Origin of the sequence: Cognatiyoonia sp. IB215446, from assembly GCF_033963825.1 — a bacterium.
Lineage (GTDB): Bacteria > Pseudomonadota > Alphaproteobacteria > Rhodobacterales > Rhodobacteraceae > Yoonia.
The window spans coordinates 894,885-920,078 of record NZ_JAXBMD010000001.1 but is presented as its reverse complement, the minus strand read 5'-3'; the positions used below and the strand labels follow the sequence as shown (position 1 = coordinate 920,078).

Genomic DNA, 25,194 nt, shown 5'->3' with positions numbered 1-25,194 from the left:
AATTGGCGCCGGATCATGCATCCGGCGTCAACACTCAACGAGTTTTGACCAGATCGTCCTATTATTTCGCACAATTACGATCTTTTGGTCCAAATCTCGACACGATTCCCCCCGATAAGTAACAAAGGCTGGTATGCTGGGCTCCTCAAGGCGCTAACTGGTGATTCACCGGATACACCTATGTTGCAGCTGTGTCATATTGGCAGAAGCGGCCAAACTCATGAGGACGTTTGACGATGAATACCAGTCCGGTCGTACAGCACGATCCACCGCCAATTGTTGCCTGCACCATCAGCCGCGATGTGCAAATCTTCGATCTGTTGATCGAAGATATGGAGGCCGCGCTCGGGGATGCGTGGGGTGACCTTAGTTTTGAGGATGCTGCCGCGTTTCTCAGCCAGCCCGAAGCGCGTAGTCTGCAGTTCGTCACCATCGCGATGGACGCGAACGACGAAGACAATCTAAATGGCGTGTCAGAAGTTATCGCGGCCGCAAAGGCGGCCAAGATCAAGGTCATTCTGATCGCCGAGGATGTCAGCCCCTCTGCCCTGCACCAGTTGCTGCGTGAAGGTGGCGACGAGTTTGTACCCTACCCACTTCCCGAGAATGAACTTGCACGGGCGATTGAACGTGTTCTGACCGCGGAAGAGACACCTGCCGCCACCGGTGACGGTGAAAAGAAGTTCCGGGCCACGGGCACAAAATCCGGTGTTGTTATTCCCATCCATGGGCTAGCTGGCGGCACAGGTGCCACGATGATGGCCGTGAACCTTGCATGGGAATTGGCCAATGTTGACAAGGACAATCCGCAAAAGGTTTGTCTGATTGATCTCGATTTCCAATTTGGTTCTGCCTCGACCTACCTCGACCTGCCGCGTCGGGAAGCGGTGCTTGAAATGTTGACCGATACAGAGTCTATGGAACCCGAAATGTTCATGCAGGCGCTGCTTACCTATGGTGAGAAGCTGCATGTTCTGACGTCACCGACGGATATGATCCCGCTCGACATGATCTCGCCAGAAGATATTGAGCGTGTGGTCGAGATGGCGCGCGTCAATTTCGACTATGTGATCATCGATATGCCATCGACGATGGTAGAATGGTCCCAAACTGTGCTTGAGATGGCGCACGTATATTTTGCGATGATTGAACTAGACATGCGGTCCGCGCAGAATACGCTGCGGCTCAAAAGGGCCTTGCAATCTGAAGATCTGCCATTTGAAAAGATCCGCTTTGTGTTAAATCGCGCTCCAGGATTTACTGATCTGAACGGTAAAGCACGTGTCAAACGTTTGTCAGAGAGTTTGGGGATCTCGGTTGAGGTCTTGCTGCCGGATGGGGGCAAACCTGTCGCGCAAAGCGCTGATCACGGGACACCTATGGCAGAAGGATTAGCAAAGAACCCCTTGCGCAAAGAAATTATGAAACTTGCCAAATCAGTGCATGATGTCAATCAGGCCGACGCCGTAGAAGCACGAAGCTAGGAGTTAACTTCATGTTTTCGAAATACAAAAAACCGAGTGCACCCAAGACACCTGCGGCAAACACAGCCGCGCCAGGCGTTCCAAAGGTCAACATTGCCCCCGTCGCAACGGCCCAGCCTGAAGAACAGCGCCAATCACTGATGAAGGCAATGCCTGCTAAAAGACCGGCAAGCGCAGGGCCAATGGACAAGGAGAAGCGGCGCAAGGAGCGTTTGCAAGAAATCAAGTTAGAATTGCACAAGTCTCTACTGGACAACCTGAACCTTGCCGCATTGGAAACTGCGTCCGAACAGGAACTGCGGACAGAGATCAACGCGATTGCCAATGAATCGCTGGAAGAGATGGGCATCGTTCTTAACCGCGAAGAACGGCAATCGCTCAGTCAGGATCTCTTCTTTGAAGTCACTGGCCTTGGACCGTTAGAGACACTGCTGAAAGACGAAAGCGTTAACGATATTCTGGTAAACGGACCGCAACAGATTTTTGTGGAACGTAATGGCAAGCTTGAGCTGACCGATATCACATTTAAGGACGAAAAGCACCTCCTGCGGATCATCGACAAAATTGTTTCGGCGGTGGGACGGCGTGTCGATGAATCCAACCCTTATGTTGACGCCCGCTTGGCCGACGGATCGCGCTTTAATGCCATGGTACCGCCCATCGCGGTGGATGGATCACTCGTTTCCATTCGTAAATTCAAGAAAGACAAGTTGGGCATTGAAGAGCTGATCAAGTTCGGTGCCTTCACCGAGGAAATAGCAGCCTATCTCCAGGCAGCTGTGTCAACACGACTGAACGTGATTGTATCAGGCGGTACGGGTTCAGGTAAGACAACAACTCTGAATGCTCTCTCTGGCTTTATCGACGACGCAGAACGTATCCTGACAATTGAGGATACGGCAGAACTCCAACTGCAACAGACCCATGTCGGCAGGATGGAAAGCCGGCCACCCAACGTGGAAGGCAAAGGTGGCGTTTCGCAGCGCGACTGTCTGAAAAACGCGCTGAGGATGCGCCCAGACCGCATCATCGTGGGGGAAACCCGCGGCGAAGAGGTGATCGACATGCTGCAGGCCATGAACACCGGCCACGACGGGTCGATGACCACGATTCACGCCAACTCTGCCCGCGATGGTATCTCTCGCCTGGAAAATATGATCGCGATGGCAGGGATCGAAATGCCGATCAAGGCAATGCGCAGCCAGATTTCCTCAGCTGTGAACCTCATTGTGCAGGCGTCACGCCTGCAGGATGGTTCGCGCCGCATGGTGTCGGTGACAGAAATCACCGGTATGGAAGGCGACGTGATTTCGATGCAAGAGATCTTCCGCTATCAGCGTGTCGGCCTAACCCCTGATAACAAGATCATCGGTCACTTTACGGCGACCGGCGTGCGCAGCCACTTCTCGGAACGGTTTAAACTGTGGGGCTATGACCTGCCGCCTGCAATCTTCGAACCCATGGTTGCGGAGTAACAACGGATGATATCTGCTGAACCAATCATTTACATCCTGATCTTCGTCGCCGTTCTGGCGCTGGTCCAAGGCGCCTATCTGGTGATCTTTGGCAAATCGATCAGTATGGACGGAAAGGTGAACCGCCGCCTCGACATGCTCGAAAAAGGTGGAAGCCGCGAACAGGTGCTGGAGCAGCTTCGCAAGGAGATGACCCAGCATATGCGGTCGCAAAGCATCCCGATCTATTCGATGCTGGCGAATAAGGCACAAATGGCCAATATAGCGTTTACACCCATGCAGATTATTCTGCTAATGCTGGTTGTAAGTGCTGCGGCCTTTGGCATGCTGACAATTCTGACCGCAGTCAGCCTGCCGATCCGCGTTCTTGTTTCTGTGTTGATGGGTGTTGGCGGCGTTTATGTTTGGATCAGCACAAAAGCAAACAAACGTATGTCCATGATTGGCGAACAGCTGCCTGAAGCGGTTGAACTGATGGTACGTTCGCTGCGGGTTGGCCATCCGTTTTCAAACGCAATAGCAATCGTCGCTCGTGAAGTGCCTGACCCATTGGGTACTGAGATGGGCATGGTTTCGGATGAGGCAGCCTATGGACGTGACATGGGCGAAACACTGAAAGCAATGGCAGAGCGGCTTGATAACCAAGATTTGCGCTTTTTGGCGGTTGCTGTGAACATCCAGCAAACATCGGGCGGTAACCTTGCTGAGATCCTGGACGGTCTGGCAAAGGTTATCCGCGCGCGCTTCCGCCTGTTCCGTCGGGTGAAAGCAATCACTGCAGAGGCAAAGTGGTCAGGCAATCTTTTGTCGGCCTTCCCAATCCTGGCGCTAATCGGCATCAACGTTGTCCAGCCGAATTACTTTGATGAGGTGATGGAAAGTCCGCTCTTCATTCCGGCTTGCTTTGTCATCGCAGCCTTTCTGGTACTCAATATCATCGTTATGCGTTCATTGGTGAACATTAAGGTCTGAGGAAACGCAATGGAAGTTATTCAAACCATGATAGTCGACGTCCTGGGGCCTTTTGGTCCCCTGATGATTGTTGGCCTGCTCGGGGTGTTCCTGATCCTTATCACCCTTCCTGTCTTACTCAAGCGCGAAGTCGATCCACTGGACAAGTTGCGTGCGTCCAACTCGGCAAGTGTTGGGAAAACATCCAAAGGCGAAAACCTGCGAGCGGCGTCCGGTAAGGACAAGTTGGAAAGATACTCCAATTTCCTCGAACCGCAGAACGAAGAAGAGTACTCCGCGTCAAAACTAAACCTTATGCAGGCCGGTTATCGCAGCCCCAACGCTGTGCGAATTTTCCACTTCGTGCAATTTGCCCTTGGTATCTTCGGTCTTGTTGGTGGTACAATTTACGCTTTGGTCAAGATGTCGCAGGGAACGGTCGAGACTCAGCAACTTGTCATGATGATCGGCATTCCCGGGATTATTGGCTACTTTCTGCCAAAATACTGGGTCACCCGCCGCAAAGCGACCCGTCAGCAAGAAATCACAAATGGTTTCCCCGACAGCCTTGACATGCTGCTGGTCTGTGTGGAAGCGGGTCAGTCTCTGGACCAATCCATCGTACGCGTATCGCAGGAATTGCGTGCCGGTTTCCCTGATTTGGCGGACGAGTTCGAAATCGTCAGTCAGGAAGTCAAAGCGGGCAAGGATAAAAATACCGTCCTGCGGGATATGTCGGAGCGTTGTGGTGTACCAGACATTACGAGTTTTGTGACGGTGATGATCCAATCACAGCAATTTGGTACATCAATTGCTGATGCGTTGCGGGTCTATTCGTCAGAGATGCGCGACAAGCGCGTGATGCGGGCCGAGGAGGCGGCGAACAAGTTGCCCACGAAAATGACCCTTGCGACTATGATGCTGACTGTGCCCCCATTAATGGTCATCCTGATTGGCCCCTCGATCTACGCCATCGTCATCAATCTGGCCTAAGTAAGACAGACCATGGATGTCACACGGGCCATATGGGGCCTTTTCCTATTTATCTTGGCCGCCTGCGAAACGGGCGGCCTTAATCGTTCGACGGATGGTGTGTTTGCGCCGGGCGTTGCAGGACCCAGCGTCGAGGATAACCTAGTCGTCGGTCATCGCCTGATGGATGCCGGGGAATACGAACTCGCACTAAAAGCTTACAATCGCGCCGCGCTGCAACAAGGTCTGAACGTTGATACAATGTCGGCCATCGGCTCGGCCAATCTGAACCTCGGCCGGCTAGGCCAGGCCGAGGAATGGCTGCGCCGTGCGGTCGCCGAGGACCCGACATTCCCACCAGCTTGGAATAATTTGGGCGTGATCCTCATGGAGAGAGGCCAAATCGCCGAAGCGAGCGAAGTTTTCCGCCGCGCATTTGCCGCAGATAACGGAAATTCGGACGAAATTCGGGACAACTTGCGCTTAGCACTCGCAAAATTGGAAAATCCGGACAATAATGCGTTACAACAAAATCAGAACTTCAATCTGATCCGACGCGGTCCCGGTGATTTCGCCCTCACGTCGGACTTATAGGCAAGAGCAGTAAAAGGACGCAGAAACATGCGCCACATCACCATCATGACGCTGAGCGCGGCAGCTCTGGGGCTGGCCGCATGTACGCAACCCAATCCGGAAGCAGAAGTCGAACGCGCCCTGCAGAACCTAAACGTTGTTGATGAGAGCAATCTCAATGAGGTGATGCTTACGGTTGGTGACCCCAACGAGGCCGTTAACTACTTTGCTGGCGCCAACGCAAACGACCCCGGTCGTATTGATCTGCAGCGTGGATTGGCCAAATCACTTATCCGAGCCAAACGGCCACAAGAGGGGATCGCGGCATGGCAGGTGGTTGTCGCTCATGGTGAATCCACTAATGAAGATCGCGTTGAACTGGCCGACGCCTACATTCGCGCAAATGAATGGGATGACGCCGCCGCTGCGTTGAACACTATCCCACCCACCTACGAGACATTCAAACGCTACCGGCTTGAAGCGATGGTAGCAGACAGCCGCCAGCAATGGGAGAAGGCCGACAGTTTCTATGAGATTGCCGTGGGTCTGACGACAAGGCCTGCTTCCGTTTACAATAACTGGGGCTATTCAAAGCTGACCCGCGGCGACTATTCCGGGGCGGAGCGGCATTTCATCGACGCACTCCGCTTTAACGATGACCTGTTTACGGCTAAAAACAATCTGGTTCTCGCCCGTGGGGCGCAGCGCGAATACACGTTGCCCGTCGTGCGGATGACTCAGGTCGAGCGTGCGCAACTCTTGCACACAATGGCTCTGGCCGCGATTAAACAAAACGATATCACGATCGGCAAGTCGCTCCTGAATGAGGCGATCGAAACGCATCCCCAGTATTTTGAGCCTGCTGTCCGCGCGCTCGAAGCACTGGAAAACAACGCGTAAGACCAACAAATGGGTTTGACGGCAGCGGCAGCGTACTGGTTTCTTCCTGTCGTCATCCCAATCGCGATTTTCGTGTCGTGGAGCGACATGAAGCGCATGAAGATCACGAACCAATCGATGATGGTTCTTTTTGCAGCCTTTGTCGTGACCGGCCCCTTCGCTCTAGGGTTTCCCGACTACTTCTGGCACCTCTTACACGGCCCCATCGTGTTGGTAATCGGTATGGCGCTCTGGGCCTTGCGGTTGATGGGCGGGGGTGACGCCAAGATGTATGCCGCCATGTCGCCCTATTTCGCGGTCGCCGATTGGTTCCTGATCTTGATGGTCTTTACCGCCGCCGCCTTTGCAGGCGTCATCACACACAGCCTTTTTCGCTTCACACCGTTGCGCAGGCTTGCGCCGGATTGGGAAAGCTGGACCGCACGTCGCAGCGATCTGCGCGGGGGGCTTTTCGGGCTTGATCTTGCCTTCCCCAAAGGCCTGGTGCTGAGTATGACGCTCTTATTCTATTTGATTTTGGTGGCGGTATATCGCTGAGGCTGCAGCAATGCCTCATACAGGAACATCTTTATTCACTATTTAGCCACAATAGGCTGTATTGTGAAAATGTAACGCCGCAGCATGCCTCGGTACGTGATCATTTGATTGACAGGTGGGTCGATTATGAACGTTCAAACCTCCTCCGTGATGGCACCCCCAGCACCGCGTAGCCTTGAAGGGATGCTGTTGCCGATGGCGATGATGCGCGACATCCTGATCAAGACGATGTTCCGCATGAACCTTGATCTGGTCTCGGTCATCAGCCGCGCCATCTGCCTGCCGATCCCCGTGACGCAAGAGCTTGTCGATATGGCCCGCGGCCAGCGCTTGCTTGAGGCGACCGGTACGTTGAACGCCAATAGCGGCAACGAGATGGGTTATCAGCTGACCGATGCGGGCCGTGCCCGCGCCTTGGACGCGCTCGCCCAGTCCGAATACTATGGTGCGATGCCTGTCCCGCTTGAGATCTATCGCGAACAGATCCAGCGGCAGTCGATCCGCAACATTCAGATCACCCGCGATCAGTTGCAAACGGCGATGGGTCATCTGGTTCTGCCGGATGACCTCTTGTCGAATCTCGGTCCTGCGGTCAGCGCGGGTCGTTCGATCCTGATGTATGGCCCACCCGGTAACGGGAAATCCTCGATCTCGAACGGTATTCGTGACGCACTGGGTGATAAGATCTACGTACCACGTGCTATCGAGTATTCCGGTCAGGTGATCACGGTTTACGACCCGATTGTACACAGCGCCGCCGAGGAAGACGTGGACGACCCCAACAGCCTGCGCCGCACCTCTGGTCGGTTCGATACGCGCTATGTCCGCTGCGAACGGCCCACGGTGATCACGGGTGGTGAATTGTCACTATCGATGCTCGATCTGGTATACAACCCAACCGCGCGGACCTATCAGGCACCGCTGCAGCTGAAATCCACCGGCGGCATCTTTATCGTGGACGACCTTGGCCGTCAGGCCGAACCGCCCCAGACCCTTGTGAACCGCTGGATTGTTCCGCTGGAAGAAAGCAAGGATATCCTTGCACTGCAATCCGGTGAAAAATTCGAGGTTCCGTTTGACACGCTGGTCGTCTTCTCGACTAACTTCCACCCGAACGCGATCTTCGACAAAGCCGCCTTGCGCCGCATCTTTTACAAGATCAAGATCGACGGCCCGAACCAGGAAGACTTCCTCAAAATCTTTGCCATGGTCGCGCGCAAGCGGAAGATGCCGCTGGACGAAGAGACGCTCGTGCATCTCTTGAACGTGCGCTACCCCGAAATCGACAGTGTCTATGCGAACTATCAGCCGATCTTCCTGATCGATCAGATGATCTCGATCTGCGAATTTGAGGGCATTCCCTACCAGATGTCGCCCGAACTGATCGACCGCGCCTGGGCGAACATGTTCGTGAAGGAAGAGGATATCATTCACTAAACGGCTTCCCGACATTCCAAATTCAAAAACCTCCCCCTAATCTGGCGGGAGGTTTTTTGTTGGGGGAATGGCATGGACGAGATCATCGGTGTGGCCGGTTGCGGACGGATGGGGACCGGCATGCTCGCCAATCTGCGCAAGGCGGGGATTGACGCGCGTGGCTATGATATCCGGCCTATTGACGGCGTGGGAACGGATATCGATGCGTTTTGCGATGGGCTGACAATGCTGATCAGCGTTGTGCGGGATGCGGCGGAAACCGATACTCTGCTTTTTGACGATCAGGCCGTGATCAGCCAGGCAAAGTCGCTACGACATGTCATCATCTGCTCTACGCTTTCGCCCAAATATGTCATCGGTCTACGACAGCGTATCCCCGATCATATCGCGCTGACAGACGCGCCTATGTCCGGGGCGCAGATCAAAGCCGATGCTGGCACGCTGACCTTCATGACCGGTGGTGACATATCCGCGGTGCAGCCGCTACTGCAAGCAATGGGGCAAGAAGTCCATCAGATGGGGGACTTCGGCGCAGGCATGACGGCCAAGGTGCTCAACAATCTGCTTGCCGCATCCCATACCGCGATGACCCGGCTGGTGCTTGATTGGGCGGATGAGGCGGGCCTTGATGAGGATCGATTGCTCAAACTCATTCACACTGCGTCGGGCCAGAACTGGCTAGCATCGGGGCTCGATGAAATTGAGTTCGCGCGCGACGGCTATGCACCGGACAATACGATCGGCATTCTGGTCAAGGACGTCACCGCAGCAATGGACCTGGCCACGGATGATGCGGCCCTGCCCAAAGCGGTCCGGACCGCCATCCGCAATCTCAAACCACGGTCGCGGCTTGCGAATGGGTCTTGACCCGCGGCACCGGCGGGGCAGTTTAGCCCCATGACCGCCCTGCCCCCGCATTTTGAAGACTGGTTTGCACGGCGCGGTTGGGCCATTCACCCTCATCAGCAAGCCATGCTGGATCAGGCGAGCGCACCTGCCCTTTTGCTTATCGCACCAACAGGCGGCGGCAAGACGCTCGCCGGTTTTCTCCCTTCGCTGATCGAACTCAGCGAGGGTGCGCATGACGGATTACACACGCTCTATGTCTCACCGCTTAAGGCGCTGGCGGCCGACATCCGGCGCAATCTGCGCACACCGGTGGACGAGATGGGTCTGCAAATCCGGATTGAGGACCGGACCGGCGATACCTCCTACACGCAAAAGCGGCGGCAGCGGGCAGACCCGCCGCATATTCTGCTGACCACGCCAGAATCGCTCGCACTCTTGACCAGCTACGAGGATGCGCCGCGCGTCTTCAAGGGACTGGAGCGGATCATTGTCGATGAAATCCACGCGCTCAGCGAAAGCAAACGGGGCGATCAATTGATGCTGGCGCTCAGTCGGTTGCAGACGCTTGCGCCTAATCTGCGGCGCGTGGGGCTGTCGGCCACGGTCGAAGATCCCGGCGCCATCGCCGCCGAACTCTCGCGCCAACCGGACCCTTGTGCGATTATCAACGCTGATCCGGGACCTGCCCCGGACATTTCCATGCTGTTGACTGACGAGAAACCACCTTGGACCGGTGGCGGCGCGAAGTACGCGATCCCGGCGGTTCTCGAGGAGGTCAAGAAGCACAAGATCACCCTGATCTTCCACAACACGCGCGCCCAGGCCGAGATTTTCTTTCACAATCTGTGGCTTGCAAATACCGACGATCTGCCCATCGGTATCCATCACGGCTCCCTCGCGCGGGAACAGCGTGAACGGGTTGAGGCCGCGATGGTGAATGGTGATCTGCGCGCGGTCGTTTGTACCGGCAGCCTCGATCTGGGCATCGATTGGGGCGATGTCGATCTGGTTGTACAGGTTGGTGCACCAAAGAATGTAAAGCGGCTGGTGCAGCGGATCGGGCGGGCCAACCACCGCTACAACGCGCCCTCGAAGGCGCTGCTGGTCCCGGCAAACCGGTTTGAAGTGGTCGAATGCGTCGCGGCCCTCGACGCCGTGAAAGCGCACGATCTTGACGGCGATCCCAAGGGGCCAGGACCGCGCGACGTACTCTGCCAACACATCCTGATCACCGCTTGTGCAGGTCCTTTCGACGCTGATCAGCTCTTTGCCGAGGTGAAGAGTGTCGGCAGCTTCCGCACCTTAACCCGTGCAGAGTTTGACGATTGCCTCGAATTCTGCGCCACCGGCGGCTACGCCCTGCGTGCTTATGACAAGTGGAAAAGGCTGGTGCAAAACGCCGATGGCATGTGGCAATTGCGCGACCCGCGCGCAGCCCAGCGCATTCGGATGAATATCGGCACGATCCAGGACACGGACACGTTGAAGGTCCGCATGAAGGGCAATTTCAAACCGTTGGGTGAGGTGGAAGAAAACTTTGCGGCCACACTCACCCCCGGAGATACATTCCTGATCGGCGGGCAGGTCGTGCGTTACGAAAGCATGAAGGAAATGACCGTGCAGGTCACGCGGCGCGGCGACAAGACGCCAAAGATCGCCACCTTCATGGGAACCAAATTCGCCAATTCCACCCAATTGTCTCAGCGGATCTTAGCTATGTTCAAGCAGGATGATTGGCCCGATCTGCCGGTGCATACAGCCGAATGGCTGCACCTGCACCGTGCGGTCTCAAAACTGCCCGAGGCGGACCGGATTCTGGTCGAGACCTTCCCCCATGAAGGCCGCCACCATGTCTGCGCCTACGGCTTTGCCGGGCGCAATGCGATGCAGACCCTCGGCATGCTTCTGACCCAACGGATGGAAGAGCTTGGGCTGGACCCGCTGGGCTTTGTCGCGAACGACTACGCCACGCTGGTCTGGGGGTTGGAGCCGGTACACGATCCTGCCCCGCTTTTTCAGGCGTCAAATCTGCGCGCTGATTTCGAAACATGGTTGTCAGGCAACGCGGTGATGAAAAAGACATTCCGCGCCGCAGCCACCATTGCCGGTCTGATCGAGCGGAACCTGCCACAAAGCCGCAAAACCGGGCGGCAAGCTACGTTCTCCTCCGACATCCTTTACGATACGCTAGCAAAATACGACCCCGACCACCTTATGCTGCAGATTACCCGGGAAGAGGCGATGCGCGGCCTTGTCGATTTCGGCCGAATCGAGGAGATGCTGGCGCGGACAGCAGGCAATATCGATCACATGAAACTCGACCGGGTCACGCCGCTATCGTTGCCGATGTTTTTGGAACAAGGCCGTATTGCGGTTGCGGGTGCAGCACAGGACCGAATGCTTGAGCAAGAGGCGGAACGCCTCTTGGCCGAGATCGGCGTGGAATAAAGCTTGATGGATGCCCCGCAATCCGCCAAAGAACAGATCATGAACGGCCACAATTTCATCCTCTGCGGGACCCGTTGTACTGCCCTACCTACCGGTGCACTTTACTTGCCCGATCAGCGCACGCTCTGCGTGTCTGACCTGCATCTGGGAAAATCTGACCGGATCGCCCGCCGTAGCGGGCTGATGTTACCGCCTTATGAGGTGCAGCAAACGCTGGAGAAACTGCAGGACGATATTCACAGGCTGAACCCGCAGAGGCTGATTTGCCTCGGCGACAGTTTTGATGACCTTGATGCGGCTGAGAGCCTGAATGATGACATGCGCCTTCTTCTGACAGGGCTGCAGGCCGGACGCGAATGGATCTGGATCGAGGGCAACCACGACCCAGGCCCGGTCGATCTGGGCGGCGCACATCTGGCACAGATCGAAATCGGCACGCTTACCTTCCGGCATATCGCCACGCGGGAAAAGGCCGAAGTTTCAGGGCATTACCACCCCAAACATCGGCTCACCGGGCGCAGCAGACCAGCCTTTGTCTATGACACGGACCGTTTGATCCTGCCAGCTTACGGCGCTTATACGGGCGGATTATCCTGCAACGCGCCGGATTTGCGCAAGCTCTTTGGCCCGAAGGCCGTGGCCGTTCTGACAGGCAAGAAGGCAATCGCCGTGCCGCTTACAGAAACCCGGCAGCCAGTACATCTTCGCGGTAGGTCTTACTGACAGGCACCTGCGTGCCATCGGCCAAAACGACAAATTCGCGGTTCTTCTCTTTGACAGCGCTTGTGATATGCTCGGTCGACACCCAGTGCGACCGATGCGTACAAAAACCCGGCGCGCCGTCCATCTCGCGGATCGCATCCGTCAGCCGCATCAGCACGCGGTGCCGGGTGCCGTCATCAAGATAAACATCGACATAATGATCATCCACTGTCAGGCGCATGATGGATGCATTGGTCGGCAACGGCAGACGGTCATAAAGCCGGGCACGGCTGCTCACTTCATCTTCCGTCGTGCCCCAAAAGAAGAACGTCAACACACCCATCGTGGCTGCAAGTCCTCCGATATTGCCCGCAAAGATCATGAAACCGGACAAATCCCATACCCCACCGTCGAAAAGGCTGCTCAGCGCCCATGCCGATGGTGAAAACAATAATGTAAAACAGATTGCACATTGGGCCAAACGCCCCGCCCGGCCGCTCACCACACCATAACGCTCCACAATGCGGTGGGTAAGCCGAATGCACACATCGGCCGCAGCCAGCAAGATAAACCAATAAACAAAACGGCCCGCGAGTGTCAGTGCCTCATAGGTGCCAAACGGACCCAATAGCGCAAAAATGATGGCAGCGCCCGTCAAAAGAAGCAGCCTTAATCCCCATGAAGTATATGTTCTCGATGGCGGAAATGCACCTTGCATACGTTTTCATAGCGAACGAAACCTCACCGAACAACGTTAGGGTGTATTGGTTGACGTCTGGTCAAGCAGTCAGACCCTCGGGCTCGGACAACCCATGCGCACGGCAGCAGGCAGTCACAGTATTCGCCAAAAGGCAGGCGATTGTCATCGGTCCAACCCCGCCCGGCACCGGCGTAATCGCCCCTGCAACAGCGGCACAACTGTCGTAGTCGACATCACCGACCAGACGGGTGCCGCCATCCGGCTTGTCAATGCGGTTGATGCCAACATCGATGATTGTGGCACCTTCCTTGATCCAGTCGCCGGGGATCATCTGCGGACGACCGACGGCAGCCACCACAATATCGGCCTGTTTCACCATTCCGGGCAAATCCTTGGTTCGGGAATGTGCAATCGTAACGGTGCAGCTATCGCCAAGCAAAAGCTGTGCCATAGGCTTGCCCACAATGTTGGAGCGCCCTACCACAACCGCATGCAGGCCCGAAAGCGACCCATGATGGTCCCGCAACATCATCAGACAACCGAGCGGCGTGCATGGCACCATCGACTTCTGGCCGGTCCCCAATAGCCCGACATTCGAGATATGAAAGCCATCCACATCCTTGGCCGGATCAATGCGGTTGATCACCAGATCGCTGTCCAGATGGCCCGGCAGCGGCAATTGCACAAGGATCCCATGCACCGCCGGATCAGCGTTCAACTGATCAATCATCGTCAGCAAATCCGCCTCGGACGTGTCCGCCGCCAAACGATGGGTGAAAGAGGCCATGCCAACCTCAACCGTCATCTTGCCTTTTGAGCGCACATAAACCTGGCTTGCAGGATCCTCGCCCACAAGCACTACAGCCAGACCCGGCTTGATACCTTGCTCTTCCTTCAGGCGCGCAACATGTTCGCCAACTTGCCCGCGCACCTTGGCCGCGAAGGCCTTTCCGTCAATCACTGTCGCTGTCATCGCATTCTTCTCATGTTCAAAAATACCTCCGCCGGAGGCAAATGGGAGGGTGGGCGGGGCGATGTCCCGGGCATACCCGGGACGAGCGTCGTACCAACCGACCTAGAACAACCCTTCAATCTGGCCTGCATTATTCAGCATAATCGCCTCTGCCGACGGCACACGCGGCAGACCCGGCATCGTCATGATCTCACCACAGATCGCCACGATAAAACCTGCCCCGGCGCTCAGCCGGACTTCGCGGATCGGGACGGCATGCCCCGTGGGCGCGCCGCGCAGGTTCGGATCGGTCGTAAAACTGTACTGCGTCTTAGCCATGCAAACCGGCAATTCTCCATAGCCCTGCTCTTCCCATGCTTTGAGCTGATCGCGGATCTTGCTGTCAGCGATCACCTCATCGGCGCGGTAGATGCGTTTGGCAATCGTCTCGATCTTCTCAAAAAGACGCATATCATCAGGATAGATCGGCGCGAAATTCGCCTCATCCGCATCTGCAATCTCGGCCACACGGGTGGCCAGCGCCTTGGTGCCTTCCGAGCCCAACGCCCAATGCTTGCACAGGATGGCCTCAGCACCCTGCGTGGCGACGTAAGCTTTGACCGCATCAACTTCCGCATCCGTATCCGTCACGAAATGGTTGATCGCCACGACCACCGGCACCCCAAAGGATTTCACATTCTCAATATGACGGCCCAAATTTGCGCAGCCCGCATTCACGGCCTCCACATTCTCGGCCCCCAAATCGGCCTTGGCGACACCACCATTCATCTTCATTGCCCGCACCGTGGCCACGACCACGACGCAGGACGGGGCAAGACCCGCCTTGCGGCATTTGATGTTCATGAACTTCTCGGCACCTAGATCGGCCCCAAAGCCGGCCTCGGTCACCACATAATCCGCGAGTTTCAGCGCCGTGGTCGTGGCCGTGACCGAGTTGCAGCCATGTGCGATATTCGCAAACGGCCCACCATGGACAAAGGCCGGATTGTTTTCCAGCGTCTGTACGAGATTGGGCTGCATCGCATCTTTCAACAGCACCGTCATCGCGCCGTCGGCCTTGATGTCGCGGCAATAGACCGGGCTGCGATCGCGGCGGTAGGCCACGATGATATCGCCAAGCCGCTTTTGCAGGTCTTGCAGATTGCGCGCAAGACACAGGATCGCCATGACCTCAGACGCCACGGTTATGTCGAAGCCAGCTTCGCGCGGGAAACCATTCGCCACACCTCCCAAGGAGGTCGTAATCTGGCGTAAGGCGCGGTCGTTCATGTCAAGCACGCGCCGCCAGGTCACGCGACGGATATCGATTTCCAGTGCATTGCCCCAATAGATATGGTTGTCGATCATCGCCGACAGCAGGTTATGCGCACTGGTGATCGCGTGAAAGTCGCCGGTGAAGTGCAGGTTCATATCCTCCATCGGCACCACCTGCGCGTAGCCACCACCGGCGGCACCGCCCTTCATGCCGAAACAAGGGCCGAGCGAAGCCTCACGGATACAGATCGCCGCCTTCCTTCCAATCGCATTCAAACCGTCACCCAAACCCACCGTCGTGGTCGTCTTTCCTTCACCTGCGGGGGTCGGGTTGATCGCAGTCACAAGGACCAGCTTGCCATCGGGCCGATCCTGCACGCTGTCGATCAAACGCTGGCTCACCTTGGCCTTGTCGTGGCCATAAGGGAGCAGATCGTCGCTTTCGATGCCCAGCTTGGCGCCGATCTCTTGAATGGGACGTTTTTGCGCCGCGCGCGCGATCTCGATATCGGACTTGTATTCCATGAAAGCCTTCCCTGACTTTGGGGCAAATGCCACGTCGCTCTTGTGGATGCTTCTATCCGTCGTGCGGGGCGACATGCACCGTGATTGCGACATTTTCGGTCCCGGAATCGGCGGTGCAGACCAAAGCCGTTTCGGATTGGAAACCTATGGGCGCCATGCGCGTTGGTCGGGCACATGCAGTCGCACGCTGTCGCCGACTTGCACAGCCCCTTCCCGCTCGACCCAGGCCGTCACGCCGCGCTTGTCCTTTGCCGCCGCCTTAAACTTGTCGCCAGCGCCCGGGTGGTCGGCGTTGATGACCTTGGCAGGCAAATGGCAAGGACGGTTTTCCATATCAACAACGATGGTCGCCCCAGATGCGAATTGCAGCCGCGAGGACGGGGGCACATGGGTGAAGTCGGGAATGCCACTGATAACAAGTGATGCTCCGGCCATGGCCGGGTCAAGCGCGGCGAGGCCGCAGGCATCTGCAATCTCCGCCAGTTCTTCCGCTGACAAGACCGAGAGCTGTCGTACATTCCGAATCTCCGTCCCCTTCGGATATTGGCTGACCACACGTGAGCATGATGGCCGGTTCAACCCGCCATGAGCCTCACCCGGGATGCCTGCAAATGTCAGTTGTGCCGACGTTATGGCCCGCGATTTGAGAGATGCATCGCGATCCGGCACCAAACCGATCCACGTGACTTCACCAGTAATCTCGGTCTGCACGAGTGCGGGCATCACAAATCCTTTTGAAGCATCCGGCTTTGCGTATGCGCACCAGCCTGTTCGCGCCAGTCGTGCCAGCACCAATCCCGATAGGCAAGCAGTCGCGGCAACTTTGTGGATTTATCAAATCAGTCGGTGCTTCTCCCAACGCAAAGAATGCGCCAAACGATGCTGATCGTCTCAAACGAAAACGCCGCCCTGTTGGGCGGCGTCTTATTGTCAAACTGATGGCTCTGGTTCGAGCCCCGCATCAGGTTCGCGCGGCTTTTTCGGTTTGGTTTTCGGAATGGCCGTGACTGACGGTGTGCCACCAGATGGTGGTGTCTCATCGGCATCGTCGCCTGCTTGTGGTGGCTCACCACGGATTACACGCTCAATCTCGTCACCGGTAAGGGTCTCATATTCCAGCAGGCCTTGCGCCAAACGCTCGAACTCTTCATTTCGTTCCAGAATGATCTCACGCGCACGCTCATAGCCTTGCTGGATAAAGCTGCGCACCTCGTCCTCAATCAACTCCTTGGTACTGGCAGAGACCGACAGACCAGCTGTATTGCCCTGATAGCCTTCATGTGCCTCGGCGTAGTCGATATTGCCGACCTTTTCAGACATGCCCCATCGAAGAACCATGGCACGCGCCAACTGGCTGGCCTGCTGAATGTCACCAGCCGGGCCGTTTGAGACTTCGTCTTCACCATATTTGATGATCTCGGCCGCCTTGCCGGCCATCATCATCGCAAGACGTTGGTGGCATTCGTCCTTGAACATGTTCAGGCGATCCATCTCAGGCAGGCTCATCACCATGCCCAGCGCACCGCCGCGCGGGATAATCGTTGCCTTATAGACAGGGTCACATTTTGGCAGCGTGATCCCCACAATGGCATGGCCTGCCTCGTGATAGGCCGTCATTTCCTTTTGTTCGGCGGTCATGACCATGGACCGACGCTCGGCCCCCATCATGACCTTGTCCTTGGCCGCCTCAAAATCGACCATCGTGACAAAGCGCCGCCCAACACGCGCCGCCATCAAGGCAGCTTCGTTTACAAGGTTGGCAAGGTCAGCGCCGGAGAAGCCGGGTGAGCCGCGTGCGATGATGCGCAGGTCAACATCGGGACCCAGAGGGATCTTGCGGGCATGCACGCCGAGGATCTTTTCACGACCCTTGATGTCGGGGTTCGGCACGGTGACCTGACGGTCGAAACGACCGGGGCGCAGCAAGGCAGGGTCAAGAACGTCACGACGGTTGGTCGCAGCGACGATGATCACACCTTCATTTGCTTCAAAACCATCCATCTCAACCAGTAACTGGTTGAGCGTTTGTTCGCGTTCGTCGTTACCGCCGCCATAACCCGCGCCGCGGGACCGACCAACGGCATCAATCTCGTCAATAAAGACAATACATGGCGCGTTCTTTTTCGCCTGTTCGAACATGTCGCGCACACGTGATGCACCGACACCCACAAACATTTCGACAAAGTCAGAACCGGAAATCGTAAAGAACGGCACACCCGCCTCGCCCGCAATCGCGCGCGCCAGCAGCGTCTTACCGGTACCTGGAGGGCCTACGAGCAACGCGCCTTTCGGGATCTTACCGCCCAAGCGGCTGAACTTCTGCGGGTTGCGCAGGAATTCTACAATTTCTTCCAGTTCTTCCTTCGCCTCATCAATGCCGGCCACATCATCAAATGTGACGCGGCCGTGCTTTTCGGTCAGCAGCTTGGCCCGCGATTTGCCAAAGCCCATCGCACCACCCTTGCCACCGCCCTGCATGCGGTTCATGAAGTAAATCCAGACACCAATCAGCAAGAGGAACGGCAACAAGCTGACGATAAAGGATTGGAAAACAGAGGTTTCCTGGCTCCGAGCCGACACAGGAACATCCGCATCGATCAGCAGGTTGGTGACTTCTGCATCCTGCGGCATGATCGTGGAATAGGTGCGACCGCCTTCTTCGAAGCGTACATTTTCGCCGTCGATCACCACATTGGTGACGCGGCCACCTTCGACGGCTTCGACAAATTCAGAATAGCTGCGAGCCTCTGAGTTGGCTGATCCGGGAGGGCTGCTGAAAAGATTAAACAGCGCCAGCACCATCAGGAACAGGACGACCCAAAAGACCATGTTACGCGCGTTGCCCAAGGGAAAAACTCCTTTGATATCGGGAAATGAGACGACAGAGTCGCCGCATAAGCGTTTCATCTAAAATAGAGGCAAAACGTTAATCTTCAATGCGCAAACGCATGTTGATGAAAATCCGCGACAATCTGTGCGGACCATCCGTTACGTAAACCGGCCAAAGGGGCGGCGATCAGTTCATCGCCATCCCAAATGGCCGGTGTTGCAATCAGCGATGTGCGCGGCAAACCGACCTCGCGCCATTCGGCGCATTGATGAATGCCGTCGCCCAGGGCGCTTACGACCAAAGCATCGTCATGGGGTCCGTCGATGGCCCAGCGACCATCCCAAAGCTCTGTTGTTTTGCATACCAAGTCGCGCACGGCACTATATTCTCGTGTGATGCGCCAGTCATCAGCTTTGCGGGTGATCAGGCAGCCGCCCATTGTGGCGCTGCCGTCGCTTTGCAGTGACGCAACGATATCAAACAACGCGCTTTGCCTTGGTGGATAGTCGGCCCCGTTGATCCACGGGATTGCCGCCCGCCACAGGCGGCGTTTGATCTCGGCCGGCAGCGGCCCCGTCAGGCCGAGGCGCAGAACCAGATCACCCGCCTCTTGCACGATGTAGCGTCGCGCCTCGATCTGCGCATAGTGATCAAGCGCCACTCGCGCACTGCGCATCGCGCCACTGACACTGTTGATCGCATCGACCGTTACACCAAGATCAGACAGGATACTCAGGGCCTTGCGGGCGCGGGCACGGTCAAAACTGTCATCCTCATTGGTCGGATCTTCGGCCCAGACGATACCGTGTCGCTGCAAGTAAAAGCGCAATTCGGATCGGCTGTAGTCCAAGAACGGTCTGGCCCAGGTGACGCCAAAACGATCAAACCGCGCATCCATCTTGGATAGCCCATCGGGGCCCGCTTTCCGGGCAAGGCGGATCAGGAAGTTCTCGGCCACATCGTCCGCCGTATGACCAAACACAATGGCATCCACCCCGCTTGCAACGGCCCAATCGGCGATCAGGCGATACCGCGCATCGCGGGCCGCCGCCATGAGGTTTCCCGCCCCATCCCAGCCCTCCCAGTTCAAAACACTATGCGAAACATCCAGGTCAGCACATGTCCGAGCGACCAATGCAATCTCGCTCGCTGCTTCGGGGCGCAATCGATGATCAACGGTCACTGCCTCCAGCGCCAAGTCACCCGATTTCGCCAATTGGGCAAACACCTGCAAAAGCGCCATGGAATCTCCGCCGCCAGATACTGCCACGGCCACGCGCGCGGGCAGCACTGGATCAAACGCGGCGCGCGCTGCGTTGAGCAAATCGTCATCGCTGAGTTCTGATTGGGGGGTGCCTGCTACTGACATCCCAGATTTTGCATCGCAAGCTGCGCATCTGAGACGGCTGCGTTGCCCGGAAAGCGCACGCCCACTTCGGCAAGGGTCAGACAAGCATCCTGGGTCTGTCCAATTGACCCCAGCGTTGTGCCGAGCTTGAACAAAGCGTCGGGCGCCGTGCCACCCGTCGGGTCACCCGAAAATGCCTCCAAGTAGGCACGGGCCGCATCGGTGAAGTTGCCCAGCCCCTCAAGAGCTTCACCACGCAAATAATTCGCCTGCGCCATCAGCGGGCTGCCCGGGTAGGTCGTGCCAAAGGACGCAAGCTGGTCAACGGCGCTGCGAAAGTCACCGGCGGCGAGCGCCTCCTGCGCCCGCTCAAAGTCGCCCTGTTCGCCAACGGCCAAGGCGGGGCCGCCTGTTGCCGGGGGTGGGTTGGCGGCGGGCACGTCCGCGCCATTATCCACACCGCCCAACGACGGTGTGTCACCTAATTGGCCGATGTCACAATCGCTTTCCAACTCACAAAGACGGAACTCGAGATCTCCAATGCGGTTGGTCCCATCGACTGTGATGCGGTTGATCCGGAACTCCAACTCTTCGGATTTGGACGTCAGGCGCTGCAACTCCGCCTCAATCGCATTGAGCCGGTCGAGCGGCGTGTTCCCGACGACGCCGGAATTCAACCCACCAGTCGTGGACAATTCCCGGCGCAACCGCTGCACATCTACATAAAGCACCGTCAATTGTTGTCGGATGTCTGCCAGCGTCTCATCCTGCGCCAAGGCAGGAAGTGGAGTCATCAGCAGGGCGCAGACAAGGACAAGGCGGTGCATATTGGGCTTCCTTTGGTCTTGATCAGCTTGTGATAGCCGAGAATGACAGCACCGTCACCGCACGACGGTTCTGCGCGTAGCAGCTTTCGTTCGAACAGACCTCAATCGGGCGCTCTTTGCCGTAGCTTGTGACTTCCAGACGGCTGGAAGGAACACCGCGCGACACCAAATATTCGCGCACCGCATTTGCACGGCGGAAGCCAAGGGCGAGGTTGTATTCACGCGTGCCTTGCTCATCAGCATGGCCCTCAATCACGGCACGATAATCGGTGTTCGTCATCAGCCATTGCGCTTGGCCATCCAAGATGGATTTGCCCTGATCGGTGATGGTGGATTGATCCACTGCAAAGAGGACGCGATCCCCAATCGTCTGGTTGAAGAATTGCGGGCTTGCCGGGTCACTGGCCGAACCGGCCAAACCGCCATCGGCACCAGCGCCGCCAGCACCACCCGCGCCGCCGCCAAAACGGTCCGGGTTGGTACAGGCCGCCGTGGCCAGAACCAAAAGCAAAACCGCCACCTTTTTGAGAATGTTCATCCGTTTGTTCCTGTTGTTATCTGCTCGTTTTGGCGCACTATAGCATGGCTTTTGGCTATGGGTAATCACACATCGTTACGGCTGCAATGGCCCCCATGACGGGTCCGAGCCGCCGCCCTGAATGGGCACTGCTTTCAGGTTTCGCCCCGAAATATCGACGGAGTAAAGGGTCGATGTCCCACCGGCCCCTTGGGTTTCACGGCTGAACATGATGACGCGACCGTTGGGCGACCATGTGGGCCCTTCATCAAGGAAGGATGAGGTCAGCAAACGCTCTTCCGAGCCATCCGTGCGCATCACGCCGATATGGAACCGGCCCGCATTCTGCTTGGTGAAGGCCACAAGATCACCGCGTGGCGACCAGACGGGCGTGCCATAACGCCCTTCGCCAAAGGAAATCCGCCGCGCCTCACCACCATTGGCGGACATGATATAAAGCTGCTGTGTGCCCGAACGGTCGCTTTCAAAGACGATCTGGCTGCCATCGGGTGAAAGGCTGGGCGCCGTTTCAATCGAAGGGGCCGAGGTCAGGCGTAAGCTCTGCCCGGAGCCGAGATCGGTGCGGTAGATATCCGTGTTGCCCCCATTTGAAAGGCTATAGATGACCGAACGGCCATCGCGTGAAAATCGTGGGGAGAACGCCATCTCACCCGGTGCTGTCGTCAATTGCTGGCGGCCCACATTGGCCACGTTGAGCACGTTGATCCGGGGAAAGCCGGACTCAAAGCTTGTATAAAGCACCCGGTCCCCGTTAGGCGAAAACCGCGGGGCGAGCACGATACTGCTGCTGTCGGTCAGAAACTGCACATTCGCCCCGTCATAATCCATGACGGCCAGACGCTTCAGCCGGTTATCCTTGGGTCCGCTTTCCGAGACAAAGACGACACGGCTGTCGAAATAGCCACCTTCACCCGTGATCCGGCTATAGACGGCGTCTGCCACCTTGTGCCCCATGCGCCGCCAGCCCGCGATGGTGCCTGCAAACTGCAAACCCTCACCCAGTTCCTGGCCTGAGAACACATCATAAAGGCGGAATTTGACGACCAGTTGCTGTCCGCTGACAGTCACCGCCCCGGTGATCAGGGCCTGCGCGTTGATCGCGCGCCAATCAGGAAAGGCGATGGGCTGCGCGAAAGAGGACACCTGAGAGATAAAGGCCGTTGCTGGCACTTCGCGGAACAGACCAGTCCCCGCAAGGTCCTGCACCACAAGGCGGGAGAGATCAGAGGCCACCTGCTGCGCCTGCGGGCTTTCCGCCTCGAAACTCGGCACCGCAAAAGTGATCGGTTCGATCACGCCATCGGTGATCGTCAACCGTAAGGGGCCGTTTTGCGCCACGGCCGGAACCGCGAGTAGCAGCACCACCAGAAATGCCAGAATACGTCTCATCATCTTCGCCTCACTCCGCCTGTCCGGGTTCGTCCCGAAACGCGTTTACCTTTTCTTCTTAGCAGGCAGATGAAACGATTTCACCTCACCTACGCGTGTCTTTGCCTATCGTAGTCGCATTGTGCTGGGATCAAATGTAAGTTCCACATCCTTCCACCACTCATATTTCTCCGGCGGCAGGTTATAGCCGCCGCCTTCGAAAGAGCAGCGCAGGATGGCGCGGCGTGCCGCGTCGAAGGCCGCCTGTCTGGCGCGATCATCACCACCGGAGGCCGAGATCAAACGCACGTCACCACCAACGACCTGCCCATTCCGATCCAGACTGAAGCCAACCTCGACGGTCACGTTTGCGGAAGGGGCACCATTATCAACGACCCAGCATGCGCTGACCGCAAGACGAAAGCTTGATTCTTCCAACCCCGTTAGTGCATCCCCGCGTTGCAGTGCTGGCGGCTCTGTCGAAGTCTCCGTTTCTTCTGAAAGGTCCAAATCTGCCAGCAGCTCTTCGACAGACTGACCGTCAGTTGGTGGCGCGGGGTCTGTTTCCACCTCTGCTGTCTGCTCAGGCTCCTCAACCGGAGGTGCCGGGCGGCTGGGGCGGGCAACAGGACGTAGAGAGGTTGTTGGTGCCAGATCGGCGATCCCGATTTGTGTTTCGGATTCGGGAGGTGCTGTTGGCTCCTGCTCATCCTCAACGACCTCTGCCTCCGCCGTATCGTCGGGCACAACTTCCTCGCGCACCACGTCATCCACCCGCGCATCGGGCGGGGGCGGTTGGGATGGGGTTGACGTGATCCGATCCGCCTGTGGCGGTGTTGGTTCATCGCTCACCTCCACATCTGGGGTCGGAGGTGGCGGTGGTGGCGGTGCAGGAACTGCGGGAGGCGCGTCGGCCACATCCGTCTCGACCGGTGCAGGCGGTTGCGGCGGTGGTGCCTCGCTGGGTGGCGGTTCGACCGGTTGGGGTGGCTGCGGTGGAACGGGTGGTGTGTCTTCAACGGGCGGTGGTGGCAGTGTTTCATCAATCACAGGTGCCACCGGCGCCATCGGCTCTGCCTCGCCCGGTTCGGGCGTCGATCCCGCGCGTAACTGCTCAAACTCCTCACCGCTCAGCACGGAGACCGAGATATCCTCAAACACCAGCGGCTCTGACTGAAAACCCCAGCCGAGGATAAAGAGCGTGATCAGCCCCGCATGGCCGATGCCCGAAATATAGGTGCCGGGGCTCCACATCGCCTAGCCGTCAGCGCCGTCCACTGGGGCGACATCCGTCACGAGTCCGATATCCGAAAAGCCACCGGCATTCAGAAGGCCCATAATCTCGGCCACGCGGTTCCAGTCGTTGCGGCCATCGGCGCGCAGGAAGATCTTGTCACTGGTCCGTTCCGCCGCAATCGCTTGCAGCCGCGCGACGAGTTGCGCCTCTTCCACATCCGTTTCCTGGATCATCACGCGGCCATCATTGGTGATCGTGACGGTCAGCGGCTCTTCTTCATCCCCCGGAAGGGCGGTCGCCGCCGTTTCCGGCAATTCCACCGGCACACCGACGACCGACAAGGGCGCCGCCACCATGAAGATGATCAAGAGCACCATCATCACGTCGACAAACGGGGTGACATTGATCTCTGACATTGGCTTACCGCGGCGCGACCGGCGGCGACCGCGTCTGCCCCCGTCCCCGCCTGAATTCATGACGCCCGCACCCATGTCAGCTGTCCAACTGCCTGCTCAAAATCGTGGCGAACTCATCGGCAAAGGCCTCGTACCCGCTCACAATAGCATCACTATCAGAGCTAAGCTTGTTATAGTATATCACCGCCGGGATCGCGGCGAGCAGCCCAAGCCCCGTGGCCAGCAGCGCCTCAGCAATACCTGGGGCGACAACGGCCAGATTGGTGGTTTGCGCCTCTGCAATCTCGATAAACGCGTTCATGATGCCCCAAACGGTGCCGAAAAGGCCTACGAAGGGTGCGGTTGACCCAACCGTCGCCAAAATCGGCAGGCTTTTCTGCAGACGCCCTGCTTCTTTTGCGATGGCTACATCCATAGATCGGTCGATCCGCGATGTGGCATTCGCGATCAGCCCACCATCATCGGTATGCGATCGCTCCCATTCCTGCATGCCCGCAACGAATATCTTCTCGGACGGTCCATCAGGATCGCGCCCGATCTTGGCATAAAGGCCGTCCAAAGGATCACCCGACCAGAACGACCGGTCAAAGATATCCGCCTCGGCCCGGGCCTTGCGATACTGGATTGTCTTGTCGATGATCACGGCCCAGGTCCAGATGGACGCGACGACCAGCATGATCATGACGATTTTGACAGTGATCGTGGCGCGCGCGAAGAGCGCCCACATGGTGAATTCGTGTGCTGCTTCCATTGACCTGCTCTGCCTGTCGGCCTCGTTTGAGGCTCATATTGCGGCGAAGCGTACAGCATCGGCACGGGGAAATCCAACCAATCCCGCATCACATCTGCG

The 25,194-nt window shown here is 57.4% G+C and carries 23 protein-coding genes; 11 read left to right on the top strand and 12 right to left on the bottom strand.

What is annotated here, in order from left to right; all coding sequences use genetic code 11:
- The first annotated feature begins 236 nt into the window (after positions 1 to 236).
- From SLH49_RS04665 to pdeM, 11 genes are all read left to right on the top strand, one after another.
- Positions 237 to 1,484, top strand: coding sequence for an AAA family ATPase (locus SLH49_RS04665; protein WP_320267986.1), 1,248 nt, complete (start codon positions 237 to 239; stop codon positions 1,482 to 1,484).
- Positions 1,485 to 1,495: 11 nt separating this feature from the next.
- On the top strand, positions 1,496 to 2,959 hold the full coding sequence (locus tag SLH49_RS04660; RefSeq protein WP_320267985.1) for a CpaF family protein: 1,464 nt from the start codon (positions 1,496 to 1,498) through the stop codon (positions 2,957 to 2,959).
- Between the two features lie 6 nt (positions 2,960 to 2,965).
- Entirely contained in the window at positions 2,966 to 3,931 is a 966-nt protein-coding gene (locus SLH49_RS04655; RefSeq protein WP_320267984.1) for a type II secretion system F family protein, read from the top strand.
- 9 nt (positions 3,932 to 3,940) lie between these two features.
- Complete coding sequence (locus SLH49_RS04650; protein WP_320267983.1) at positions 3,941 to 4,903, top strand: type II secretion system F family protein; 963 nt, start codon at positions 3,941 to 3,943, stop codon at positions 4,901 to 4,903.
- 12 nt (positions 4,904 to 4,915) lie between these two features.
- A complete protein-coding gene (locus SLH49_RS04645; protein WP_320267982.1) occupies positions 4,916 to 5,476 on the top strand; it encodes a tetratricopeptide repeat protein in 561 nt (186 codons plus the stop codon).
- Between the two features lie 27 nt (positions 5,477 to 5,503).
- Positions 5,504 to 6,355, top strand: a complete 852-nt coding sequence (locus tag SLH49_RS04640; protein WP_320267981.1) for a hypothetical protein — start codon at positions 5,504 to 5,506, stop codon at positions 6,353 to 6,355.
- Between the two features lie 9 nt (positions 6,356 to 6,364).
- On the top strand, positions 6,365 to 6,892 hold the full coding sequence (locus SLH49_RS04635; RefSeq protein WP_320267980.1) for a prepilin peptidase: 528 nt from the start codon (positions 6,365 to 6,367) through the stop codon (positions 6,890 to 6,892).
- A 126-nt stretch (positions 6,893 to 7,018) separates the two neighbouring features.
- Complete coding sequence (locus SLH49_RS04630) at positions 7,019 to 8,329, top strand: ATPase (RefSeq protein ID WP_320238046.1); 1,311 nt, start codon at positions 7,019 to 7,021, stop codon at positions 8,327 to 8,329.
- 72 nt (positions 8,330 to 8,401) lie between these two features.
- Positions 8,402 to 9,196 (top strand): NAD(P)-dependent oxidoreductase, encoded by a 795-nt coding sequence (locus SLH49_RS04625; RefSeq protein WP_320267979.1) that lies wholly within the window; start codon positions 8,402 to 8,404, stop codon positions 9,194 to 9,196.
- 30 nt (positions 9,197 to 9,226) lie between these two features.
- Positions 9,227 to 11,626 carry a ligase-associated DNA damage response DEXH box helicase gene (locus SLH49_RS04620; protein ID WP_320267978.1) on the top strand — a complete coding sequence of 800 codons (2,400 nt, stop codon included), beginning with the start codon at positions 9,227 to 9,229 and terminating at the stop codon, positions 11,624 to 11,626.
- 39 nt (positions 11,627 to 11,665) lie between these two features.
- On the top strand, positions 11,666 to 12,349 hold the full coding sequence (gene pdeM, locus SLH49_RS04615; RefSeq protein ID WP_320268517.1) for a ligase-associated DNA damage response endonuclease PdeM: 684 nt from the start codon (positions 11,666 to 11,668) through the stop codon (positions 12,347 to 12,349).
- On the opposite strand, the gene SLH49_RS04610 is transcribed toward pdeM, so the two are convergent.
- From SLH49_RS04610 to tolQ, 12 genes are all read right to left on the bottom strand, one after another.
- Positions 12,303 to 12,986: a LytTR family DNA-binding domain-containing protein gene (locus SLH49_RS04610; RefSeq protein WP_320267977.1), complete on the bottom strand. Its 684-nt coding sequence runs from the start codon at positions 12,984 to 12,986 to the stop codon at positions 12,303 to 12,305. The two genes, pdeM and SLH49_RS04610, sit on opposite strands and share 47 nt — an antisense overlap.
- Positions 12,987 to 13,107: 121 nt before the next feature.
- Complete coding sequence (folD, locus tag SLH49_RS04605; protein WP_320267976.1) at positions 13,108 to 14,001, bottom strand: bifunctional methylenetetrahydrofolate dehydrogenase/methenyltetrahydrofolate cyclohydrolase FolD; 894 nt, start codon at positions 13,999 to 14,001, stop codon at positions 13,108 to 13,110.
- Between the two features lie 102 nt (positions 14,002 to 14,103).
- Positions 14,104 to 15,780: a formate--tetrahydrofolate ligase gene (locus SLH49_RS04600; RefSeq protein ID WP_320267975.1), complete on the bottom strand. Its 1,677-nt coding sequence runs from the start codon at positions 15,778 to 15,780 to the stop codon at positions 14,104 to 14,106.
- Positions 15,781 to 15,924: 144 nt separating this feature from the next.
- Positions 15,925 to 16,503, bottom strand: a complete 579-nt coding sequence (locus SLH49_RS04595) for an MOSC domain-containing protein (protein ID WP_320267974.1) — start codon at positions 16,501 to 16,503, stop codon at positions 15,925 to 15,927.
- 207 nt (positions 16,504 to 16,710) lie between these two features.
- Positions 16,711 to 18,609, bottom strand: coding sequence for an ATP-dependent zinc metalloprotease FtsH (gene ftsH, locus SLH49_RS04590; RefSeq protein WP_320268516.1), 1,899 nt, complete (start codon positions 18,607 to 18,609; stop codon positions 16,711 to 16,713).
- A 104-nt stretch (positions 18,610 to 18,713) separates the two neighbouring features.
- On the bottom strand, positions 18,714 to 19,979 hold the full coding sequence (gene tilS / locus SLH49_RS04585; RefSeq protein ID WP_320267973.1) for a tRNA lysidine(34) synthetase TilS: 1,266 nt from the start codon (positions 19,977 to 19,979) through the stop codon (positions 18,714 to 18,716).
- A complete protein-coding gene (ybgF, locus tag SLH49_RS04580) occupies positions 19,970 to 20,785 on the bottom strand; it encodes a tol-pal system protein YbgF (RefSeq protein ID WP_320267972.1) in 816 nt (271 codons plus the stop codon). The genes tilS and ybgF overlap by 10 nt, the downstream gene beginning before the upstream one ends.
- 22 nt (positions 20,786 to 20,807) lie before the next feature.
- Positions 20,808 to 21,323 (bottom strand): peptidoglycan-associated lipoprotein Pal, encoded by a 516-nt coding sequence (gene pal / locus SLH49_RS04575; protein WP_320238056.1) that lies wholly within the window; start codon positions 21,321 to 21,323, stop codon positions 20,808 to 20,810.
- Positions 21,324 to 21,398: 75 nt separating this feature from the next.
- Entirely contained in the window at positions 21,399 to 22,715 is a 1,317-nt protein-coding gene (gene tolB / locus SLH49_RS04570; RefSeq protein ID WP_320267971.1) for a Tol-Pal system beta propeller repeat protein TolB, read from the bottom strand.
- Between the two features lie 102 nt (positions 22,716 to 22,817).
- Positions 22,818 to 23,945, bottom strand: coding sequence for an energy transducer TonB (locus SLH49_RS04565; RefSeq protein ID WP_320267970.1), 1,128 nt, complete (start codon positions 23,943 to 23,945; stop codon positions 22,818 to 22,820).
- A 3-nt stretch (positions 23,946 to 23,948) separates the two neighbouring features.
- Positions 23,949 to 24,419 (bottom strand): ExbD/TolR family protein, encoded by a 471-nt coding sequence (locus SLH49_RS04560; protein WP_320238059.1) that lies wholly within the window; start codon positions 24,417 to 24,419, stop codon positions 23,949 to 23,951.
- 1 nt (position 24,420) lies between these two features.
- Complete coding sequence (tolQ, locus tag SLH49_RS04555; protein WP_320238060.1) at positions 24,421 to 25,095, bottom strand: protein TolQ; 675 nt, start codon at positions 25,093 to 25,095, stop codon at positions 24,421 to 24,423.
- Positions 25,096 to 25,194: the final 99 nt, after the last annotated feature.

Coding starts and splice junctions, on each gene's coding strand:
- SLH49_RS04625 (WP_320267979.1), top strand. CDS start 8,402: ATGGACGAGATCATCGGTGTGGCCGGTTGCGGACGGATGGGGACCGGC.
- SLH49_RS04655 (WP_320267984.1), top strand. CDS start 2,966: ATGATATCTGCTGAACCAATCATTTACATCCTGATCTTCGTCGCCGTT.
- SLH49_RS04640 (WP_320267981.1), top strand. CDS start 5,504: ATGCGCCACATCACCATCATGACGCTGAGCGCGGCAGCTCTGGGGCTG.
- pal (WP_320238056.1), bottom strand. CDS start 21,323: ATGAACATTCTCAAAAAGGTGGCGGTTTTGCTTTTGGTTCTGGCCACG.
- SLH49_RS04645 (WP_320267982.1), top strand. CDS start 4,916: ATGGATGTCACACGGGCCATATGGGGCCTTTTCCTATTTATCTTGGCC.
- SLH49_RS04595 (WP_320267974.1), bottom strand. CDS start 16,503: ATGCCCGCACTCGTGCAGACCGAGATTACTGGTGAAGTCACGTGGATC.
- SLH49_RS04620 (WP_320267978.1), top strand. CDS start 9,227: ATGACCGCCCTGCCCCCGCATTTTGAAGACTGGTTTGCACGGCGCGGT.
- folD (WP_320267976.1), bottom strand. CDS start 14,001: ATGACAGCGACAGTGATTGACGGAAAGGCCTTCGCGGCCAAGGTGCGC.
- ftsH (WP_320268516.1), bottom strand. CDS start 18,609: ATGGTCTTTTGGGTCGTCCTGTTCCTGATGGTGCTGGCGCTGTTTAAT.
- tilS (WP_320267973.1), bottom strand. CDS start 19,979: ATGTCAGTAGCAGGCACCCCCCAATCAGAACTCAGCGATGACGATTTG.
- SLH49_RS04565 (WP_320267970.1), bottom strand. CDS start 23,945: ATGTGGAGCCCCGGCACCTATATTTCGGGCATCGGCCATGCGGGGCTG.
- tolQ (WP_320238060.1), bottom strand. CDS start 25,095: ATGGAAGCAGCACACGAATTCACCATGTGGGCGCTCTTCGCGCGCGCC.
- SLH49_RS04600 (WP_320267975.1), bottom strand. CDS start 15,780: ATGGAATACAAGTCCGATATCGAGATCGCGCGCGCGGCGCAAAAACGT.
- ybgF (WP_320267972.1), bottom strand. CDS start 20,785: ATGCACCGCCTTGTCCTTGTCTGCGCCCTGCTGATGACTCCACTTCCT.
- SLH49_RS04635 (WP_320267980.1), top strand. CDS start 6,365: ATGGGTTTGACGGCAGCGGCAGCGTACTGGTTTCTTCCTGTCGTCATC.
- SLH49_RS04660 (WP_320267985.1), top strand. CDS start 1,496: ATGTTTTCGAAATACAAAAAACCGAGTGCACCCAAGACACCTGCGGCA.
- SLH49_RS04665 (WP_320267986.1), top strand. CDS start 237: ATGAATACCAGTCCGGTCGTACAGCACGATCCACCGCCAATTGTTGCC.
- tolB (WP_320267971.1), bottom strand. CDS start 22,715: ATGATGAGACGTATTCTGGCATTTCTGGTGGTGCTGCTACTCGCGGTT.
- pdeM (WP_320268517.1), top strand. CDS start 11,666: ATGAACGGCCACAATTTCATCCTCTGCGGGACCCGTTGTACTGCCCTA.
- SLH49_RS04650 (WP_320267983.1), top strand. CDS start 3,941: ATGGAAGTTATTCAAACCATGATAGTCGACGTCCTGGGGCCTTTTGGT.
- SLH49_RS04560 (WP_320238059.1), bottom strand. CDS start 24,419: ATGGGTGCGGGCGTCATGAATTCAGGCGGGGACGGGGGCAGACGCGGT.
- SLH49_RS04630 (WP_320238046.1), top strand. CDS start 7,019: ATGAACGTTCAAACCTCCTCCGTGATGGCACCCCCAGCACCGCGTAGC.